General features: G+C 61.1%; 9 protein-coding genes, 1 tRNA gene, 1 other RNA gene and 1 pseudogene. 2 read left to right on the top strand and 10 right to left on the bottom strand.

Going from position 1 to position 14363, the window contains the following annotated elements:
- Positions 1 to 332: 332 nt before the first annotated feature.
- The 9 genes and pseudogenes from H3T88_RS00630 to ffs all read right to left on the bottom strand — a co-directional run bounded on the left by H3T88_RS00630 (position 333) and on the right by ffs (position 10752).
- Positions 333 to 406 (bottom strand) — tRNA-Lys (locus H3T88_RS00630).
- A 95-nt stretch (positions 407 to 501) separates the two neighbouring features.
- Entirely contained in the window at positions 502 to 2022 is a 1521-nt protein-coding gene (locus tag H3T88_RS00625) for a formate--tetrahydrofolate ligase (protein ID WP_198203208.1), read from the bottom strand.
- Between the two features lie 39 nt (positions 2023 to 2061).
- Positions 2062 to 3588: a C69 family dipeptidase gene (locus H3T88_RS00620; RefSeq protein WP_198203207.1), complete on the bottom strand. Its 1527-nt coding sequence runs from the start codon at positions 3586 to 3588 to the stop codon at positions 2062 to 2064.
- 158 nt (positions 3589 to 3746) lie between these two features.
- Complete coding sequence (locus H3T88_RS00615) at positions 3747 to 4319, bottom strand: YbhB/YbcL family Raf kinase inhibitor-like protein (RefSeq protein ID WP_015022533.1); 573 nt, start codon at positions 4317 to 4319, stop codon at positions 3747 to 3749.
- A gap of 65 nt (positions 4320 to 4384) precedes the next feature.
- Positions 4385 to 5545, bottom strand: coding sequence for a DNA polymerase III subunit delta' (locus H3T88_RS00610; RefSeq protein WP_198203206.1), 1161 nt, complete (start codon positions 5543 to 5545; stop codon positions 4385 to 4387).
- A gap of 323 nt (positions 5546 to 5868) precedes the next feature.
- Positions 5869 to 6522 (bottom strand): annotated as a pseudogene (gene tmk / locus H3T88_RS00605) (dTMP kinase); the annotation flags it as partial.
- Positions 6519 to 9395, bottom strand: coding sequence for a type I DNA topoisomerase (gene topA, locus H3T88_RS00600; RefSeq protein WP_198203205.1), 2877 nt, complete (start codon positions 9393 to 9395; stop codon positions 6519 to 6521). The pseudogene tmk and the gene topA, both read right to left, overlap by 4 nt.
- Before the next feature lie 148 nt (positions 9396 to 9543).
- Positions 9544 to 10563: a phosphatase PAP2 family protein gene (locus tag H3T88_RS00595; protein ID WP_198203204.1), complete on the bottom strand. Its 1020-nt coding sequence runs from the start codon at positions 10561 to 10563 to the stop codon at positions 9544 to 9546.
- Positions 10564 to 10661: 98 nt separating this feature from the next.
- An RNA gene (gene ffs, locus H3T88_RS00590) (signal recognition particle sRNA small type) lies at positions 10662 to 10752 on the bottom strand.
- A 237-nt stretch (positions 10753 to 10989) separates the two neighbouring features.
- Between ffs and glf the strand changes: the two genes are divergently transcribed.
- Positions 10990 to 12168 carry a UDP-galactopyranose mutase gene (gene glf, locus H3T88_RS00585; protein WP_110417724.1) on the top strand — a complete coding sequence of 393 codons (1179 nt, stop codon included), beginning with the start codon at positions 10990 to 10992 and terminating at the stop codon, positions 12166 to 12168.
- A 26-nt stretch (positions 12169 to 12194) separates the two neighbouring features.
- Here the strand turns inward: glf and H3T88_RS00580 are convergent, their stop codons facing one another.
- Positions 12195 to 12905, bottom strand: coding sequence for a TetR/AcrR family transcriptional regulator (locus H3T88_RS00580; protein WP_198203203.1), 711 nt, complete (start codon positions 12903 to 12905; stop codon positions 12195 to 12197).
- A gap of 196 nt (positions 12906 to 13101) precedes the next feature.
- Here H3T88_RS00580 and H3T88_RS00575 point away from each other — a divergent pair, with 196 nt between their 5' ends.
- The gene (locus tag H3T88_RS00575; RefSeq protein ID WP_198203202.1) at positions 13102 to 14352 is read left to right on the top strand and encodes an MFS transporter; all 1251 of its coding nucleotides are present in this window, start codon (positions 13102 to 13104) and stop codon (positions 14350 to 14352) included.
- Positions 14353 to 14363 lie beyond the last annotated feature (11 nt).

The raw sequence follows: 14363 nt of genomic DNA, 5'->3' as shown, positions 1-14363 counted from the left end.
CGACTAGTAATCAGAGAAAATATCTTTGCCGCTGGGTTTTTATCAAAACTAGCGGGTGTTCTCTTGATTTAGGCTCTATGTGGTCTCGGGCTCGGTGTCTTCAGACGCCGAGCCCTTGTATTCTAACAGTTCACGCCGTTCTCTGGGCTCGAGACCAACGCGACGAAAGCAACACTTCTGGTGATAGACAGGTTTTGCACCCCCGCTTCGGCGGAGCTTTTCTTTTGCGGGGACTTTTGTCACACAGATGTCACACAAAACCATGTTTTGGGAGAATTGCCCGAGCAATGGAAAAGCCCCGCAGCCTTTGCGGCTGTAGGGCTTTGACTCTGTGCCCCCACGGGGGCTCGAACCCCGGACACGCTGATTAAGAGTCAGCTGCTCTAGCCAACTGAGCTATAGGGGCAGGGCACTTTCAAGAGCCAAGTAGATACTATACACGGTTTAGGCAGGCCCGCAACACGGCGCGTCACAGGTCTGCCGAATCCATGCATGGCCTGCTCAGACAATCTTGGGCATGGGAGTAGTCAGGGAGGTGGTCAGGTTCACCTGCAGGAGGCCGGCACCCGTATGGGCCTCGACCTTCTTCAGGGTGACCGTGCGCTTGTCCTGGTCGGCCCGGTCATCGTCGGTCATGGTAGCCGGCGACTTGACCGCAACTACAACCAGATGCTCGAGGGAAATGCCCGCCTTGCTGCACAGGTCGGAGGCCGCCTGGAGACTGTCCTGGAATCCCTCACGCTCGACGACCCGATCAGCCGGCACACCGTAGGCGCTCTGGGCGATCCAGCGAATCCGATCCGGCACGGACATATCATGCAGGCTGGCTGTATCCGCCTGGGCGTTTACGGGCTCCTGCAGGGCCTTGATCAGATCGTCCAGCTGAGGCTCGAGGGCCTTGCCCCCGTCACGGAAGAGGTTGCCCACGATGGGCCTGCGGAAGCCCAGGCCGTCGGCGGTCTGTCGCAGGGAATCCACCTGGTCGTCCTCACCCTCCCAGAGGTTGATCAGCGGGAAGGTGGGGATACCCAGTCCCTCCAGACGGTGCACGTGGAAGGGGTAGCGCCAGCTCAGCTTGGGATCGTCCCGCCAGGTGGTGGCACGGGTGACGACCACGGCTGCGGCCGGCCATTGGGCCCCATACTCGCGGGCGGCGATGTCCAGCCACTTCTGGGCGCCGGCATCGGCTCCGTAGCCTGCCTCGACGACGACCACATCGTGCCTGGCGCAGGCCATCTCCACGGACACCAGGCTGGGGATGCCGATGGAAACGTTGGCGAATGGCCCGCCATGCACATAGACCGGAGAGCCCTCCAAGGTCTCAGTGAAGGCTGGCTTGACCGCGTCTGTCAGAATGCCGGTGATCCGCCACAGATCCACGAACTCCCCGAAGGTAACCGGACGGCCATCCAGGGTTCCCGCGACCATGGCGGCCACGCGCCGTTCGATCTCCTCCATGCTCCGGGAGAGCACCACAATCTGCATGAGCTCGCAGGTGGGCGTCAGCACGGTCCGCTCAGGCAGATCGCTCTTGCCTCGGTCCACAGTGATCTGCCTCAGAGACCGCGAGGGCACCTCGCTGACCCGGGGCACCAGAACGGTGTCCAACCGACCCTCGTCCACGGCCTTCTCCGCAAAGGAAACCAGCAGGTTCTGGGCGGATTCGATGGCCGCCATCTCCCCGCACAGACCCCAATCCACCAGCTCAGGATGAGTCAGGGAGGACTTGCCGCCACCAGAGGCGCCACCCTTGGACCCGGCAGCGGTAATGCCCATGCTGGGCTGACGCAGGACGGCGGCGGCGTCCACTCCCCGGGCACGCAGGGCGTCGATCAGGGCGATGGTGGTGGTTGTCTTGCCCTCGCCACGCGAGGCCTTTAGCGGGGTGTCTGCGGTGACCAGCAGCACCCGGCCATGCTTGCGCGGCATATCCGGATGATCCTGCAGATCCTTCAGGTAGCCGAAGGCATCGATCTTGTCAAACAGGCCGTATGGCCTGACGTAATCGTCGAAGCCCGTCATGAGGCTCTCCTCCTTAATGATCCTTGTCAATCGGATGGCTCAGTTGTCGGACAGGTGGTAGCCGTTGCGCATGCCCATGCTGACCGTATAAAGCACCTGGCCCAGCAGGTCATCGGTCTCCTTGCGCAGACGGTCGGCCATGTCCTGGTTTGCAGCCTCCAGCACCTGGCGGACCTCGGGGTTATCCGTGCCCTTATCGGCGCCCTCCAGCCTGGCCACCTGTTCATCTGCAGCGGCGATCAGACGATGGCCTACGCCTCCAACGCTCTGCTGGTAGCGTTCAACTGCAGCTGAAGTGCCGGCGAAGGCCGAGTCGCACAGTGCAGCGATCAACCGATCGGACCAGTAGAGGCTGTCGGTGGAGACACGATTCGTAGCATTAGCGAGATAATCAGGCGTCCGTCCCACATTGGCATAGAAGGGAACCAGGGCATTGAAAGCGTTGGACCCGTAGGACATCCACTGGATGGCCCGGCAGGATTCAGGCCGGTAGGGGCGCAGCTGAATCAGGGCCAGCTGGTCGTTGCGGTTGATGCCGATGGGCCGGTAGAGCCCCTTGGTGTGCTCGTCGCCGGTCCGCCCATAGGGATCGTAGGGTGTGCCCTGGTAGTGGGAGCTGAGCAGATACTTGACATCCTCCACGGTAATCAGGCGCTCAGGCTGACGGCACCAGGGAATGTTGTCGCTGGTGGGAGTGTGATCGGCGTCCGGCCCGTCCCAGATTTCGTCATAGGGATTGAGGAAACGCTGCATGTACCAGGCCCGAGGCGTGTTGTATACATGGTCCGAATCACTGTGGGAGCCAAAGGCATCACGGGGGTTGAAGGGTGAAGCCGACTCCACGGCCAGGTCCAGGAAGTTATCGGCAATGAACTCCCGCAGGTCGGCCGAGCAAAGGTGGTCGGTCTGGTCTCCGAAGGCGTCGTCCAGATCGAACTCGTCAATGCCCAGCTGGTTGGGCATGGTCACGTAGGAATCATCAGGCACGCGCTTGGCGATCCAGTGATGGCCACCAACAGTCTCCATCCACCAGATCTCGTCCACGTCACTGAAGGCAATGCCATTCATCTCGTAGGTGCCGTAGCGCTCGAGCAGGGAACCCAGCCGCTGGACGCCCTCCCGAGCCGAATGGATGTAGGGCAGGACGATGGTGACCAAGTCCTCCTCGCCGATGCCTCCAGGCACCTCGGCCAGATAGCCTTCATCGCCGGGGCGGCCCTGAGCAGGGGTGGGCTCCACCAGCGGATCGGCACCCAGAACGCGCTCGTTGGTAGTGATGGTCTCGGTGGCTGACATGGCCACGTTGTCGCTGTTAACGCCTGCTTCGGCCCAGAGCCCCTGATCGAGCACGGCGTTGGGCACCGAGGTATAGCGCATGGGATCCTCGGGCAGATCCATCTCCAAGTGACTGATCACGCTACGGTAGTGCCGGGGCTGCTGGTCAGGAGCGACTAATACGAAACGCTTGGGACGGAACTCCCCGTTGGCTGAATCCTCATTCCGAGCGATGATGGTGGACCCGTCGTAACTGGCATTCTTGCCTATCAGAAGCGTGGTGCAGGGCATATAAGCGTCTTCCTTTGTCTGGTCGCGGTCAACTGTCATCACCAGTCCGGAAGTCGGGGGATGCCTTTACACCCGACTGCGTGGGCAGGCAGGGATGACGGCTGCCTGCGCACTTGGGGCACGGCCTCACTCTAGTGCTAGACCGTCCCAATACCAGGTCAGGCATCAGCCGGCAACCAGGCCCGAGCCGCTGCGGCCACCGGCTGGGCGGAATGGATGGCATGGGCCAGGGCATTGAGCCAGAACCCCTCCTCCAGTCCGGGCAAGGACCCTTGTGTGGCCCAGACCGACAGCACATAATCATGGACCTGGTCCGGAGGCGTGGGGCCGTTGTAACGCATAAGCACGCCAGGGTCGTCGGCGATCTCCTCTTCCATGACCAGGGGCGAGGCCGCCGAGGTGCGCCCTTGGGGCACGCCGGGAATCAGATTAGACAGATTTCTGGAGAAGTCCTCCGGAATCGCCAGAACGGAGCTTTCGGTCCCGTCAGGCTGCAAGGCGAGCAAAGCCTCGATGGGCAGGTTGGCCAGGGACCAGTGGATCCAAGGGAAGCCGCACACGGGCACGGAGTCCGGATCCACCAGCATCCAGTGCAGGTACCGGGCCTCCTGGGGCACCCCTTCAAGCCGGAATGGGAAGGAAACTACAGGACGTCCCTTACGGGTAAGGGACTGAGGGGCGCGCTTGGCGTACCGATCGGGAATAGTGCCGAAATCAGTGATAATCCTCATGATTCGATTCTCGCCCGCCCAGCCTACGAGGTCAAGTTCGTCCTTGACCAGAAATTAATTCGTGCTCAGACCAGCAGGGTGCAGAAGAGGGCCTCGAAGACCAGGAGCGGCGAACCGTTGGCAGCCAGTCTCCTGCGAGCCCGGCCAATCAGCTGAATGCGATCAATTGCCCCCTGTCTGGAGAGTCTGACGGACAAATCAGCAATTGCCGCCCGATTCTCCAAATTGACCAAGCCGGCCTTCTCCTCGGCACCGTTCTGTAGGACGCCCACATCTCGGTAGACGCTGGACAAGGTGCTCAGGTTACGGTCCAGCACATCCCGGGTCAGTCTGGTGACCCGTCGGCGAACCTGATCCTTGCCCCCCAAGGTATGATAGGCCCCACGCAACTGCCGGGGAATGCGTTCCTTGTCCCTAAGCCCGTTAATCTGCCGAAACTCCCGCTCGTCCTTGGCCACCTCATCGTCCACGGTGGCGGTGGCCTGATCCCGAGCCGCGTCCACCACCCGGCCAGCCAGAATCACGGCATCCGAAGCGCGTCTAAGTCCCAGCAGGCCCACCACCAGCTCATCACGGTCGGCCAGGACCTGATCCCTGGTGGCATAGAGACGGGCGATGCCGATGTGCCCCTGGGCCAGACGGGCGGCCTTGGCGGCAAGGACCCGGTCCACCCCCACCTGGTCAGTCAGGAAATCGGCCACTGCGGTGTTGGACGGCACCGCCAAGTTGAGCACCCTGGTCCGTGAACGGATGGTAGGCAGCACATCCTGAGCGCTGGGTGCGCACAAAAGCCAGATGGTATGTTCGGCCGGCTCCTCGATCTCCTTGAGCAGCACATTGGTGGTCCGCTCCAGCATCCGATCCACGTCTTCGATGATGATGACCCGCCATCGCGAGGTCGAAGGCATCTGTTCCGAGGTCATGATCAACTCCCTGACCTCGTTGATGCCGATGGTGACCTTGTTGGTGGATAGTATGGTCACATCCGGATGGGTTCCGGCCAGAACCTGCTGAGTGACGCGGGTGGGTTGGTCGTTCAATCCCTGGTCAGGGCTGATCAGGGCCGCCGCGAAAGCCCGTGCCAGATTGGAACGCCCCGATCCAGGAGGGCCGCAGATCAGCCAGGACTGCGCCACCTCGTCATGTCCCTGCGCCTGGGCCGCCACCGTCCGCTCAAGTAGCTCGACCGTGGGCTGCTGGCCCACAATGGCATCCCAGACGCTCATCGGGTCTTCCGCAGGAGTCGGGACCGGAGCAGCCAGCGAGCGCGGGAACCCACAGGAACCGAATCATCATCAGCATCCCCGCCTACTGTTCCTGTCTCCATGGGCTGGTCATCCTGGTCAACTTCAGCCTCCGATGCCTGATCGGACGTATCCGTAGCTTCGATCCAGTCCGGCTCTGCACCCTGCTCATCGTCCTCATAGCCTGCTGCCGATTCATCCTCGTCGGCATCGTCCTGACCGTCAGCGTCGCCATTCTCATCATCGGCATCCGGGAGATCGTCATCGACCTGCGGCAGATCTGGCTCGCGCCCTTCGACCAACTTGTCCAAATCGTCTTGGATGATCTGCCAAACCTGGTCGATGGATTGGGTGGCATCGATAACCAGGAACCGGTCGGGCTCCTTCTGAGCCAACTGCAGAAATGCCTGACGCACATGTTGCTGGAAGTCGTCGCCAGCCGACTCCAGTCTATCGGGCTCATGGTCCAGACGTGACTTGGACTGAGACGGATCTGCATCCAGCAGGTAGGTACGTTTGGGCAGAAGGCCCTGACTGGCCCACAGACTCAACCGACGAATCACATCCGCCGACAGATCACGGCCTCCGGCCTGATAGGCCACTGAGGAATCCAGGTAACGGTCGCAGAGCACAATGTCTCCACGATCCAGAGCCGGACGAACTACCTGTGCCACGTGCTCTGCCCGATCCGCCGCATAGAGCAGGGCCTCGGTTCTGGGGGCCAGATCGTCAGAGGCATCAACCACGTCGGTACCTCCGGTCACAGCCACCGAGGGAAAAGCGGCCAAGCCGTGAAGGACGAGTTCCCGGATGGTCAATCCGACAGGGGTTCCGCCTGGCTCGCGGGTAACCAAAGATCGTAGTCCACGCTCCTGCAGATAGTTGTGTGCTTGTTGGACTTGGGTGGTTTTGCCTGCACCATCCACGCCCTCGAAGGAAATGAACAACCCATCGCTCATGCCTGATACTCCGTAGTCTTGGAAATCTTGGTGGTTTTAGTCTTCTTTGTGGTTTTGCGGGCGCGAGTGGCCGACTTCCCAGCTGTGGATTTGCCGGATGCCGACTTGCGAGCAGTGGACTTTCGTGCAGTAGACTTGCGGGTGGTCCGACCACGCCGCTTGGCAGGTCCGGCCGCGCGCTTCTCTGCCAGCAGGCGGAAGGCCACCTCTGGTTCGATGGACTGGGCCGTGTACTGCTTGGGCAGAGTCCTGTTGGTCTGCCCGTCGGTGATGTAGACACCGTAGAACCCGTCCTTGATGGTGACGGGTTTGCCGCTGTCAGGGTCCGTACCCAGCTCACGAAGAGGAGGCTTGGCCGCGCTCCGGGAACGCCGTCCGTACTTGGGCTGGTCAAAGAGGGCTTTGGCCCCGGCCTGATCGATGGTGAAAATCTGCCCCTCGTCGGTCAGCGAGCGTGTCTCGGTGCCGCCGTCGGCCTTGGTGGCCGTCAGGTAGGGGCCATAACGGCCGTTGCTGGCAGTGACGGTGGCCTGGTCGGTTTCTCCCGTCTTGGCATCGGTCAGCTCGATACTGCCCACCGTCCTGGGCAGGCTGAGCAGCTTCAGAGCATCCTCCAAGGTGACCGTGTCCGGATCCATGGTTTTGAAGAGCGAGGCCATCTTGGGCTTAGGGCCTGTCTGCTTGGTTGTTCGTGCAGTCTTGCCGGCCGGCTTTTTCTGCTCGGCCGCTTCCTCCTCGGGGCTGATCAGGGCCACATAGGGCCCGAATCTACCCTTACGCACCTCGACCCGACCGCCGGTCTGCGAATCCTTGCCCAGCTGACGGGGACCGCCGGCATTGGCTGCAATCAGTTCATGTCCCGCTGCCACAGTCAGCTCGTCCGGAGCCATGGTGGGCGGCAAGGAGGCCCGCTTGGGGTTGCCGTCGGCATCCAGGTCGGCCGTATCCTCAAGATAAGGACCGTAACGACCGACCCTTACCTGCAGGCCATCACCAATCTCGATGGTGTTGATCTTGCGGGCGTCGATGTCTCCCAGCTGTGCCACCTGCTCCTGCAGGCCCTGATGAGCCTCGTCAGCGTTTTGAGCAGCGCCCGGGCCCGAGCCGAAGTAGAACCGGGTCAACCAGTCCTTGCCTCGCTCCTTGCCATGGGCGATCATGTCCAGGCCATTCTCCATCTGTGCCGTGAACTGGTAGTCCACATACTTGGGAAAATTGGTCTCCAACAATCCGACTACCGAAAATGCCAGCCAGGAGGGGATCAGTGCACGACCGCGCTCATAGACATATCCGCGATCGATGATGGTCGAGATGATGCTGGCATAGGTGGAAGGCCTGCCTATCTCCTTGGCCTCCAGGGTCTTGACCAGAGAGGCCTCTGTATAACGGGCCGGCGGCTGGGTCTCATGACCCTCGGGATCGACGGAGGCAGCACGAAGCACGTCCCCCTGCTGGAGCGGGGGCAGGGAAGAACCCTCATCGGTCTGCTCAGAGCCTGCGTCCATGGCCTTGAGGAAGCCAGGGAACTTGATGACGGTACCTGAAGCCTGGAAGAGGGCCGTACCCTCCTTGCCCGCCTGCGCCGACAGGCGGATGGTGGCTGTGGACCCGGTGGCGTCGGCCATCTGCGAAGCCAGGGTGCGCCGCCAAATCAGGGTATAGAGCTTGAGCTGGTCAGGAGCCAGACGGTCGGCCAGATCCTGGGGCCTATGGAAGGTGGAGCCTGCGGGCCGGATGCATTCGTGGGCCTCCTGGGCGCCGGCAGTCTTGGTCACATACTGCTTGGACTCGGTCGAAAGGTATTCCGCCCCGTATTCACGCTCGACCCCCTTTCGGGCAGCGGCAATGGCCTCCTGGGAGAGGGTGACCGAATCCGTACGCATGTAGGTGATGAACCCGTTCTCATAGAGCCCTTGGGCGGCACGCATGGTGGCCCGCGAACTCATGCCCAGCCGGTTGCCAGCCGTCTGCTGCAGGGTAGACGTAGTGAATGGGGGCTGGGGACGCCGCCGATAGGGCTTGGTCTCCATACCCGTCACCGTGAAGTCCTGATCCTTCAACGTCTCAGCCAGGTTCCGGGCATGCTTTTCATCCAGCTGCAGGACCTGCTCTTTGGCGGCCGTTTCCGTCAGCCGACCCTTGGATGTGAAGTCCTTGGAGACAGCCAGCCGCTGCTCCCCCAGGCTGATCATCCGCGCCTGAAAACCGCCTGACAACGACGATTCCCCGGTATCCTCCTGCACCAGACGCACCAGCAGATCCCAGTAGGAGGCTTTGACGAAGGCCATGCGCTCACGCTCGCGCTCCACAATCAGCCGGGTCGCCACAGACTGGACGCGCCCGGCGCTCAGCCCCGGACCCACCTTGCGCCAGAGTACCGGTGAAAGCTCGTAGCCATAGAGACGATCCAAAACCCTGCGGGTCTCCTGGGCATCGACCATGTGGGCATCCACGTCCCTGGTGTGCTTGAGCGAATTCTTGATGGCCTCGGGGGTGATCTCATGAAAGACCATGCGCTTTACCGGCACTTTCGGTTTGAGGGTCTGGACCAGATGCCAGGCGATGGCCTCCCCCTCCCGATCCTCATCAGTGGCCAGGTAGAGCTCGTCGGCGTTCTTCAGTGCCTTCTTGAGCTCGGACACCGTATGCTTCTTCTTATCGTCCACGATGTAGTAGGGCTTGAAGCCATCGTTCACGTCTACGCCGAACTTGCCATAGGCCTTCTTCTGGGAGGCCGGGATCTGCGATGGCTGGGCCAGGTCGCGGATATGGCCCACCGAGGCCATGACCGTGTAGCCCTTGCCCAGGTACCCGCCGATCTTCTTTGCCTTGGTTGGCGACTCAACAATGACGAGCTTATTGCCGGATGCCATGGCCTCTCCTTATATTGTGGTCTTTCGCACGCCATCTTACTCACGAGGTTCCGTCACCATGCAAATCAAGGGGCCATGTGCATGGATGTGAATCCCTGGGTCAGGTGGGAGGTGAATCAGAGACGTTCAGTACGTCCAGAGAACGACTTCAGTCATTTTGGGGCGGAGCCGGAGGCCGACCTACAAGTCCCATCCTGGTCAGAGGCGAGGCCGTGATCTGCCTCATCGCCAGAACCAGCCCCAGGGTCAGCGACAGAACAGAGGCCATCATTATGACAGCCGAGCAGTGAACCCCGTAGGCCGTCCACCGGGCGCCGATCTCCAGACCAGGGCTAATCTGCCAGATGACATAGCAAGCGTAGAGAACCCCCAGAAACCCCGCTACCAACATCAGGGTGGAGACAATCTGAATAGAAGCCGAGGACATTCTGGTCCCAGGGACATCCATCCCGCTTCCCCGAGTGGCGGCCAGAGCAATAAGACAGAGACCGGCCGGAATAAGAATGCCCATGACCACGTCCGAGGGGCGGTGCCAGCCACCCTGCACCAGCGAGCAGCCCACGGACAGGTCAAAGGCAAACCCCACCAAGGCGACCGGGGCCCTCCAAATGCGGGGCACCACACAGAGCAGGGCCAGTACCACCGCAAGAGCCAGGATGGTGTGTCCCGAGGGGGCTGAGTTGGCTGTGGAGGCCTGAGCATGGATGAGCACAGGGCGGGGCAGGATGCGTTTGAGAATGCGCGCCGCCACGAAGACCACCAGAGCATAAACCGCAACCTGGCCGAGCAGCCACCACCGGTGCCGAGCCAGAACAACCACCAGGGCCGCAAGACCCAGCATCACGCAGATCACCACAGTCACATAGGGAATGGTGAACAGCCCCAGATAAGCCTTAACCAGGGGCGCCTGGTCAAGAAATCCTCGGAAGTTGGTCAGGGCCATGTCGTCATAGGTCTGCCCGGGAACAGTCCAGACGGCCGCCCACCAGACCAAAGCCGCCAGACCCAGGCAGGCCAGGCCGACGACCAGGCACAGAACCAGGGCTGAAATCCGGGGGCGAGACGTCAGGGAATCCTGGTCGACATGGCTGCCGTCCGCCTCGGTCTGCTCATTCGGACTCCGGTACCAGGTCTGCTGTGCTTCGCCCTGCTTGCGCTTGTTGGTCATACCTCAAGACTCTATCCAACCCCTGGGTCGACAGCCGACACCCTGTCCGACGAATGCGTTGTTTTCACGACTTCAGCCAGCCCAGGCGGTGCAAATATGGAAAACTCCCACGCACCCGCCAGAGGCCACTTACCCTTGCTGCATTCCTGCCCTGGGGGGATTGGGTGACATAACGCCACGTGAGAGCAAGTCACCATGATAGCAGACAGGCTCCACTTGTCCATTGGAAAGCGCCAACCCCTCCATGCCAGGTGCCTATTCGGTCGATATTGCCGCCCGCCGCTTCCCTGACCAGACCTGTCCGCTAGCATGTAGGCAACAGGATCGCCGTACTCCAGCGGTTGATCACGGAATCATGCCGGACCCTGACAATAGACAGCAGACGATCTGGCATCACAGCGACAAGGGATGGATGGCTGAAGACGAATGGCTGACATGGATGCTGATTTGGTGATTGTGGGCGCTGGCCTGTTCGGTTTGACCGTGGCCCAGCAGGCGGTCGAGCACAGCGGGGCCCGGGTGCGGATCATCGACGTGCGCGACCACATCGGCGGCAATGCTTACTCCTACATGGACGAGGAGACCGGGGCCGAAATCCACAAGTACGGGGCCCACCTCTTCCACACCTCCAACCGCAAGGTCTGGGAGTACGTCAACCGCTTCACCGAATTCACCGACTACACCCACCGGGTCTACACCACCCACAAGGGCGAGGTCTACCCCTTGCCCATCAATCTAGGCACCATCAACCAGTTCTTCCACGCCCACTACACCCCCCAACAGGCCCGGGAACTGATCCGGGAGCAGGCCGGCGAGCTGGCCGGGACCGACCCGGGCAACCTGAACGACCAAGGCATCTCCCTGATCGGCCGACCCCTGTACGAGGCCTTCATCAAGAACTACACGGCCAAGCAATGGCAGACCGACCCTTCACAGCTACCCGCCTCAATCATCAAGCGGCTGCCTGTGCGGTTCAACTACGACAACCACTACTTCAAAGACACCTGGGAGGGCCTGCCCAAGGACGGCTACACAGCCTGGTTCGAGAGGATGATCGACGATCCGCGCATCCAGGTGAGCCTGAAAACCGACTTCTTCGACAACTCACAGCCCTGGAACCGGGATGCTCTGGTGGGCCAGGTCCCCGTGGTCTACACCGGCCCGGTCGACCGCTACTTCGACTACCGCCTGGGCGAGCTCAAGTGGCGGACCGTGGACTTCAAGGAGCGCCGCTACGACGAGGACGACCACTTTGGCTGCCCGGTCATGAACTTCTCCGATCCTGATGTGCCCTACACCCGCGCCATTGAGTTCAAGAACTTCAACCCCGAACGCTACGACCGGCAGAACCATGAGCGGACCGTGGTCTGGGAGGAATACAGTCGATTCGCCGGCAAGGGCGACGAACCCTACTACCCCATCAACACCAGCGACGACCGGACCCTCTATACCCAGTACAAACAACTGGCCACCCAGCAGCCGAAGGTGGTCTTCGGCGGCCGCCTGGGCACCTACGCTTACTACGACATGCACCAGGTCATCAACTCGGCCCTGGATGCCTGGGACAAGCGGATCGCTCCACTGGTAGGCCCTGTCAAGGACTGAGACCGAACCCGATTCGTGCCGACACTTTAGCGGCAATCATCCCACTGGGGTGACGGGAAGAGAATGAGTTCCGCCTTTGCCCACAGGGCGATCATGTCGTCGTCAGGATTGGTCAGCGCCTGAATCTGCACCCCATCCATGGTACAATAAACGGTTCTGATCAATCGGTGGAAGGCCGACCGATCCCGATAGGGTTCAGGCAACTTCCAGCGGATCCCGTCCATGAAGTCGATCATCCGGGCATGGCGATCACGGTAGTACTCGTGTGCGGGATGAGCAGGATCGTGAGCCTCCACAGCCAAATGCATGAAGAGCATGACCAGGACCATACGCTCGGCGTTCTCCTTGACCAGACGACGCAGGTAACCAGGCAACGAATAGAGGGAATGCCCCTCCTGGTCTCGACCAATGGCAAGTTCATCGCGCTCGCCGGGCTTTGATCCAAAAGTGAAAGAACCCTGATCGTAGTAGACCTGGATAACCAAAGAGAGCAGTTCCTCGCGCGTGCGGGCATAATGACGCAATCCCGGCAAGGTCAGACCCACTGCATCCGCAATGGCCTGCATGGAGACGCCGTAGGTACCGTAGTAGGCGATCATCTGGGCGGCGACCCGGGCTATCTGTCTGCGACGTTCATCAGGGGGCATCCGCCGACGAGCCCCGATCGGGCGCCCTGGAAGGCGTCCGACCTGATCGCCGCCCGCCCTGTTGCCGGTCTTCCTGTTCGCATCACTCATCAGAATCATCATACCGTTGGCCGACAGACCGTCCTAGGCCGTGCATAGCCCCTTTCTCTACCCCGTTCCCAAAATGGGAACCGCCCATGCGTACCTGACCTCTTGCTTGTTTTATATATATAAGATATAAAACAATATGGGAAGCACGGCGCTTCCCCACTGTGCACAGACGCACCAAAAGAAAGGGAGTCGGATAATGACACAAGCCGATTTAGCAGGCGGGCAGGAGCTCGGCACCGCAGCCAAAAGCCGATACTGCATTGCCTTCTTCATTTTCAATCTGTTCTGGATGATGGCCCTGTCCATCGTCGCCTCGGTCTTGCTGCCCCAACGCCTGACCGACATCGCTCCGGGGTCCAAGGTTGCCATATCCGGGGTCTTCAACGCCACCACGGCTCTGACCTCCCTGGTATCCAACCTGATCGTGGGCAACCTGTCCGACAGGACCCGTTCCATCTTCGGCCGCAGAACCCCCTGGGTCGTTTCCGGCGGCCTTATAGCCGGCATCTCGCTCTTCCTCATGGGTATCATTGCCAACGTCTGGATCATCGGCATCTTCTACTGCCTGGCCATGGTCGGCTTGAACATGATGATCTCGCCAGTAGTCGCCTCCCTGTCCGACCGTGTTCCCGAATCACAACGGGCCACCATGTCGGCATTTATATCGGCGGGCAATCTGGTGGGCAACTCCCTGGGCACCTTGGTCGGCGCCCGGTTCATCACTATGCAAATCCCCGGCTGGATTATGTCCGGCCTGGTCATGGGCGTGGCCGGCCTTGTCACAGTGGTCATTTGGCCCAAGGAACCCTCTTCCAAGGACATGCCCGCCCTGAGCAGCAGCCTGCGCTCCATCCTGGAATCCTTCCGCCCGCCTCGCCACGCGCCCGACTTCTGGCTGGCCTTTGCGGGGCGTTCCCTGCTCCTGTTCAGCTACTACATGATTCTCAACTACCAGCTCTTCATCCTCCAGGACTACATGGGCCAGTCCGTCAAGGACTCGGCGGCCACCATGTCGACCATGTCCCTGGTGCTGATTGTGGTCTCCATGATTGCGGCCCTGGGAGCAGGGCCGATCTCCGACAGAATCGGCCGCAGGAAGATGCCCGTGGTCATTGCCAGCCTGCTTCTGGCCCTGGGCTACGCCATGCCCTGGATCATCCATAGCCCCGTGGGCATGATCCTGTTCACCGCCATCGGCGGCTTCGGCTACGGAATGTATGGGTCGGTCGACCAGGCACTCAACGTGGACGTTCTGCCCAATGCCGAGGAGGCCGGCAAGGATCTGGGCATCCTCAACATCGCCACCACCCTGGGTCAGATGGTGGGGCCCATGGTGACCTCGCTGATCGTCTCGGTGACCAAGTCCTACCAGCTGGTCTTCCCCACCGCCATCGTCCTGGTGCTGCTGGCCTGCATCTTCATCAGCCGAATCCGCACCATCAAGTAAGGAGTCCAGAC

The organism is Bifidobacterium sp. W8110 (assembly GCF_016101375.1).
Lineage (GTDB): Bacteria > Actinomycetota > Actinomycetes > Actinomycetales > Bifidobacteriaceae > Bombiscardovia > Bombiscardovia asteroides.
Note: the sequence above shows the minus strand (reverse complement) of the source record. Positions and strands in the feature narration are given on the sequence as shown.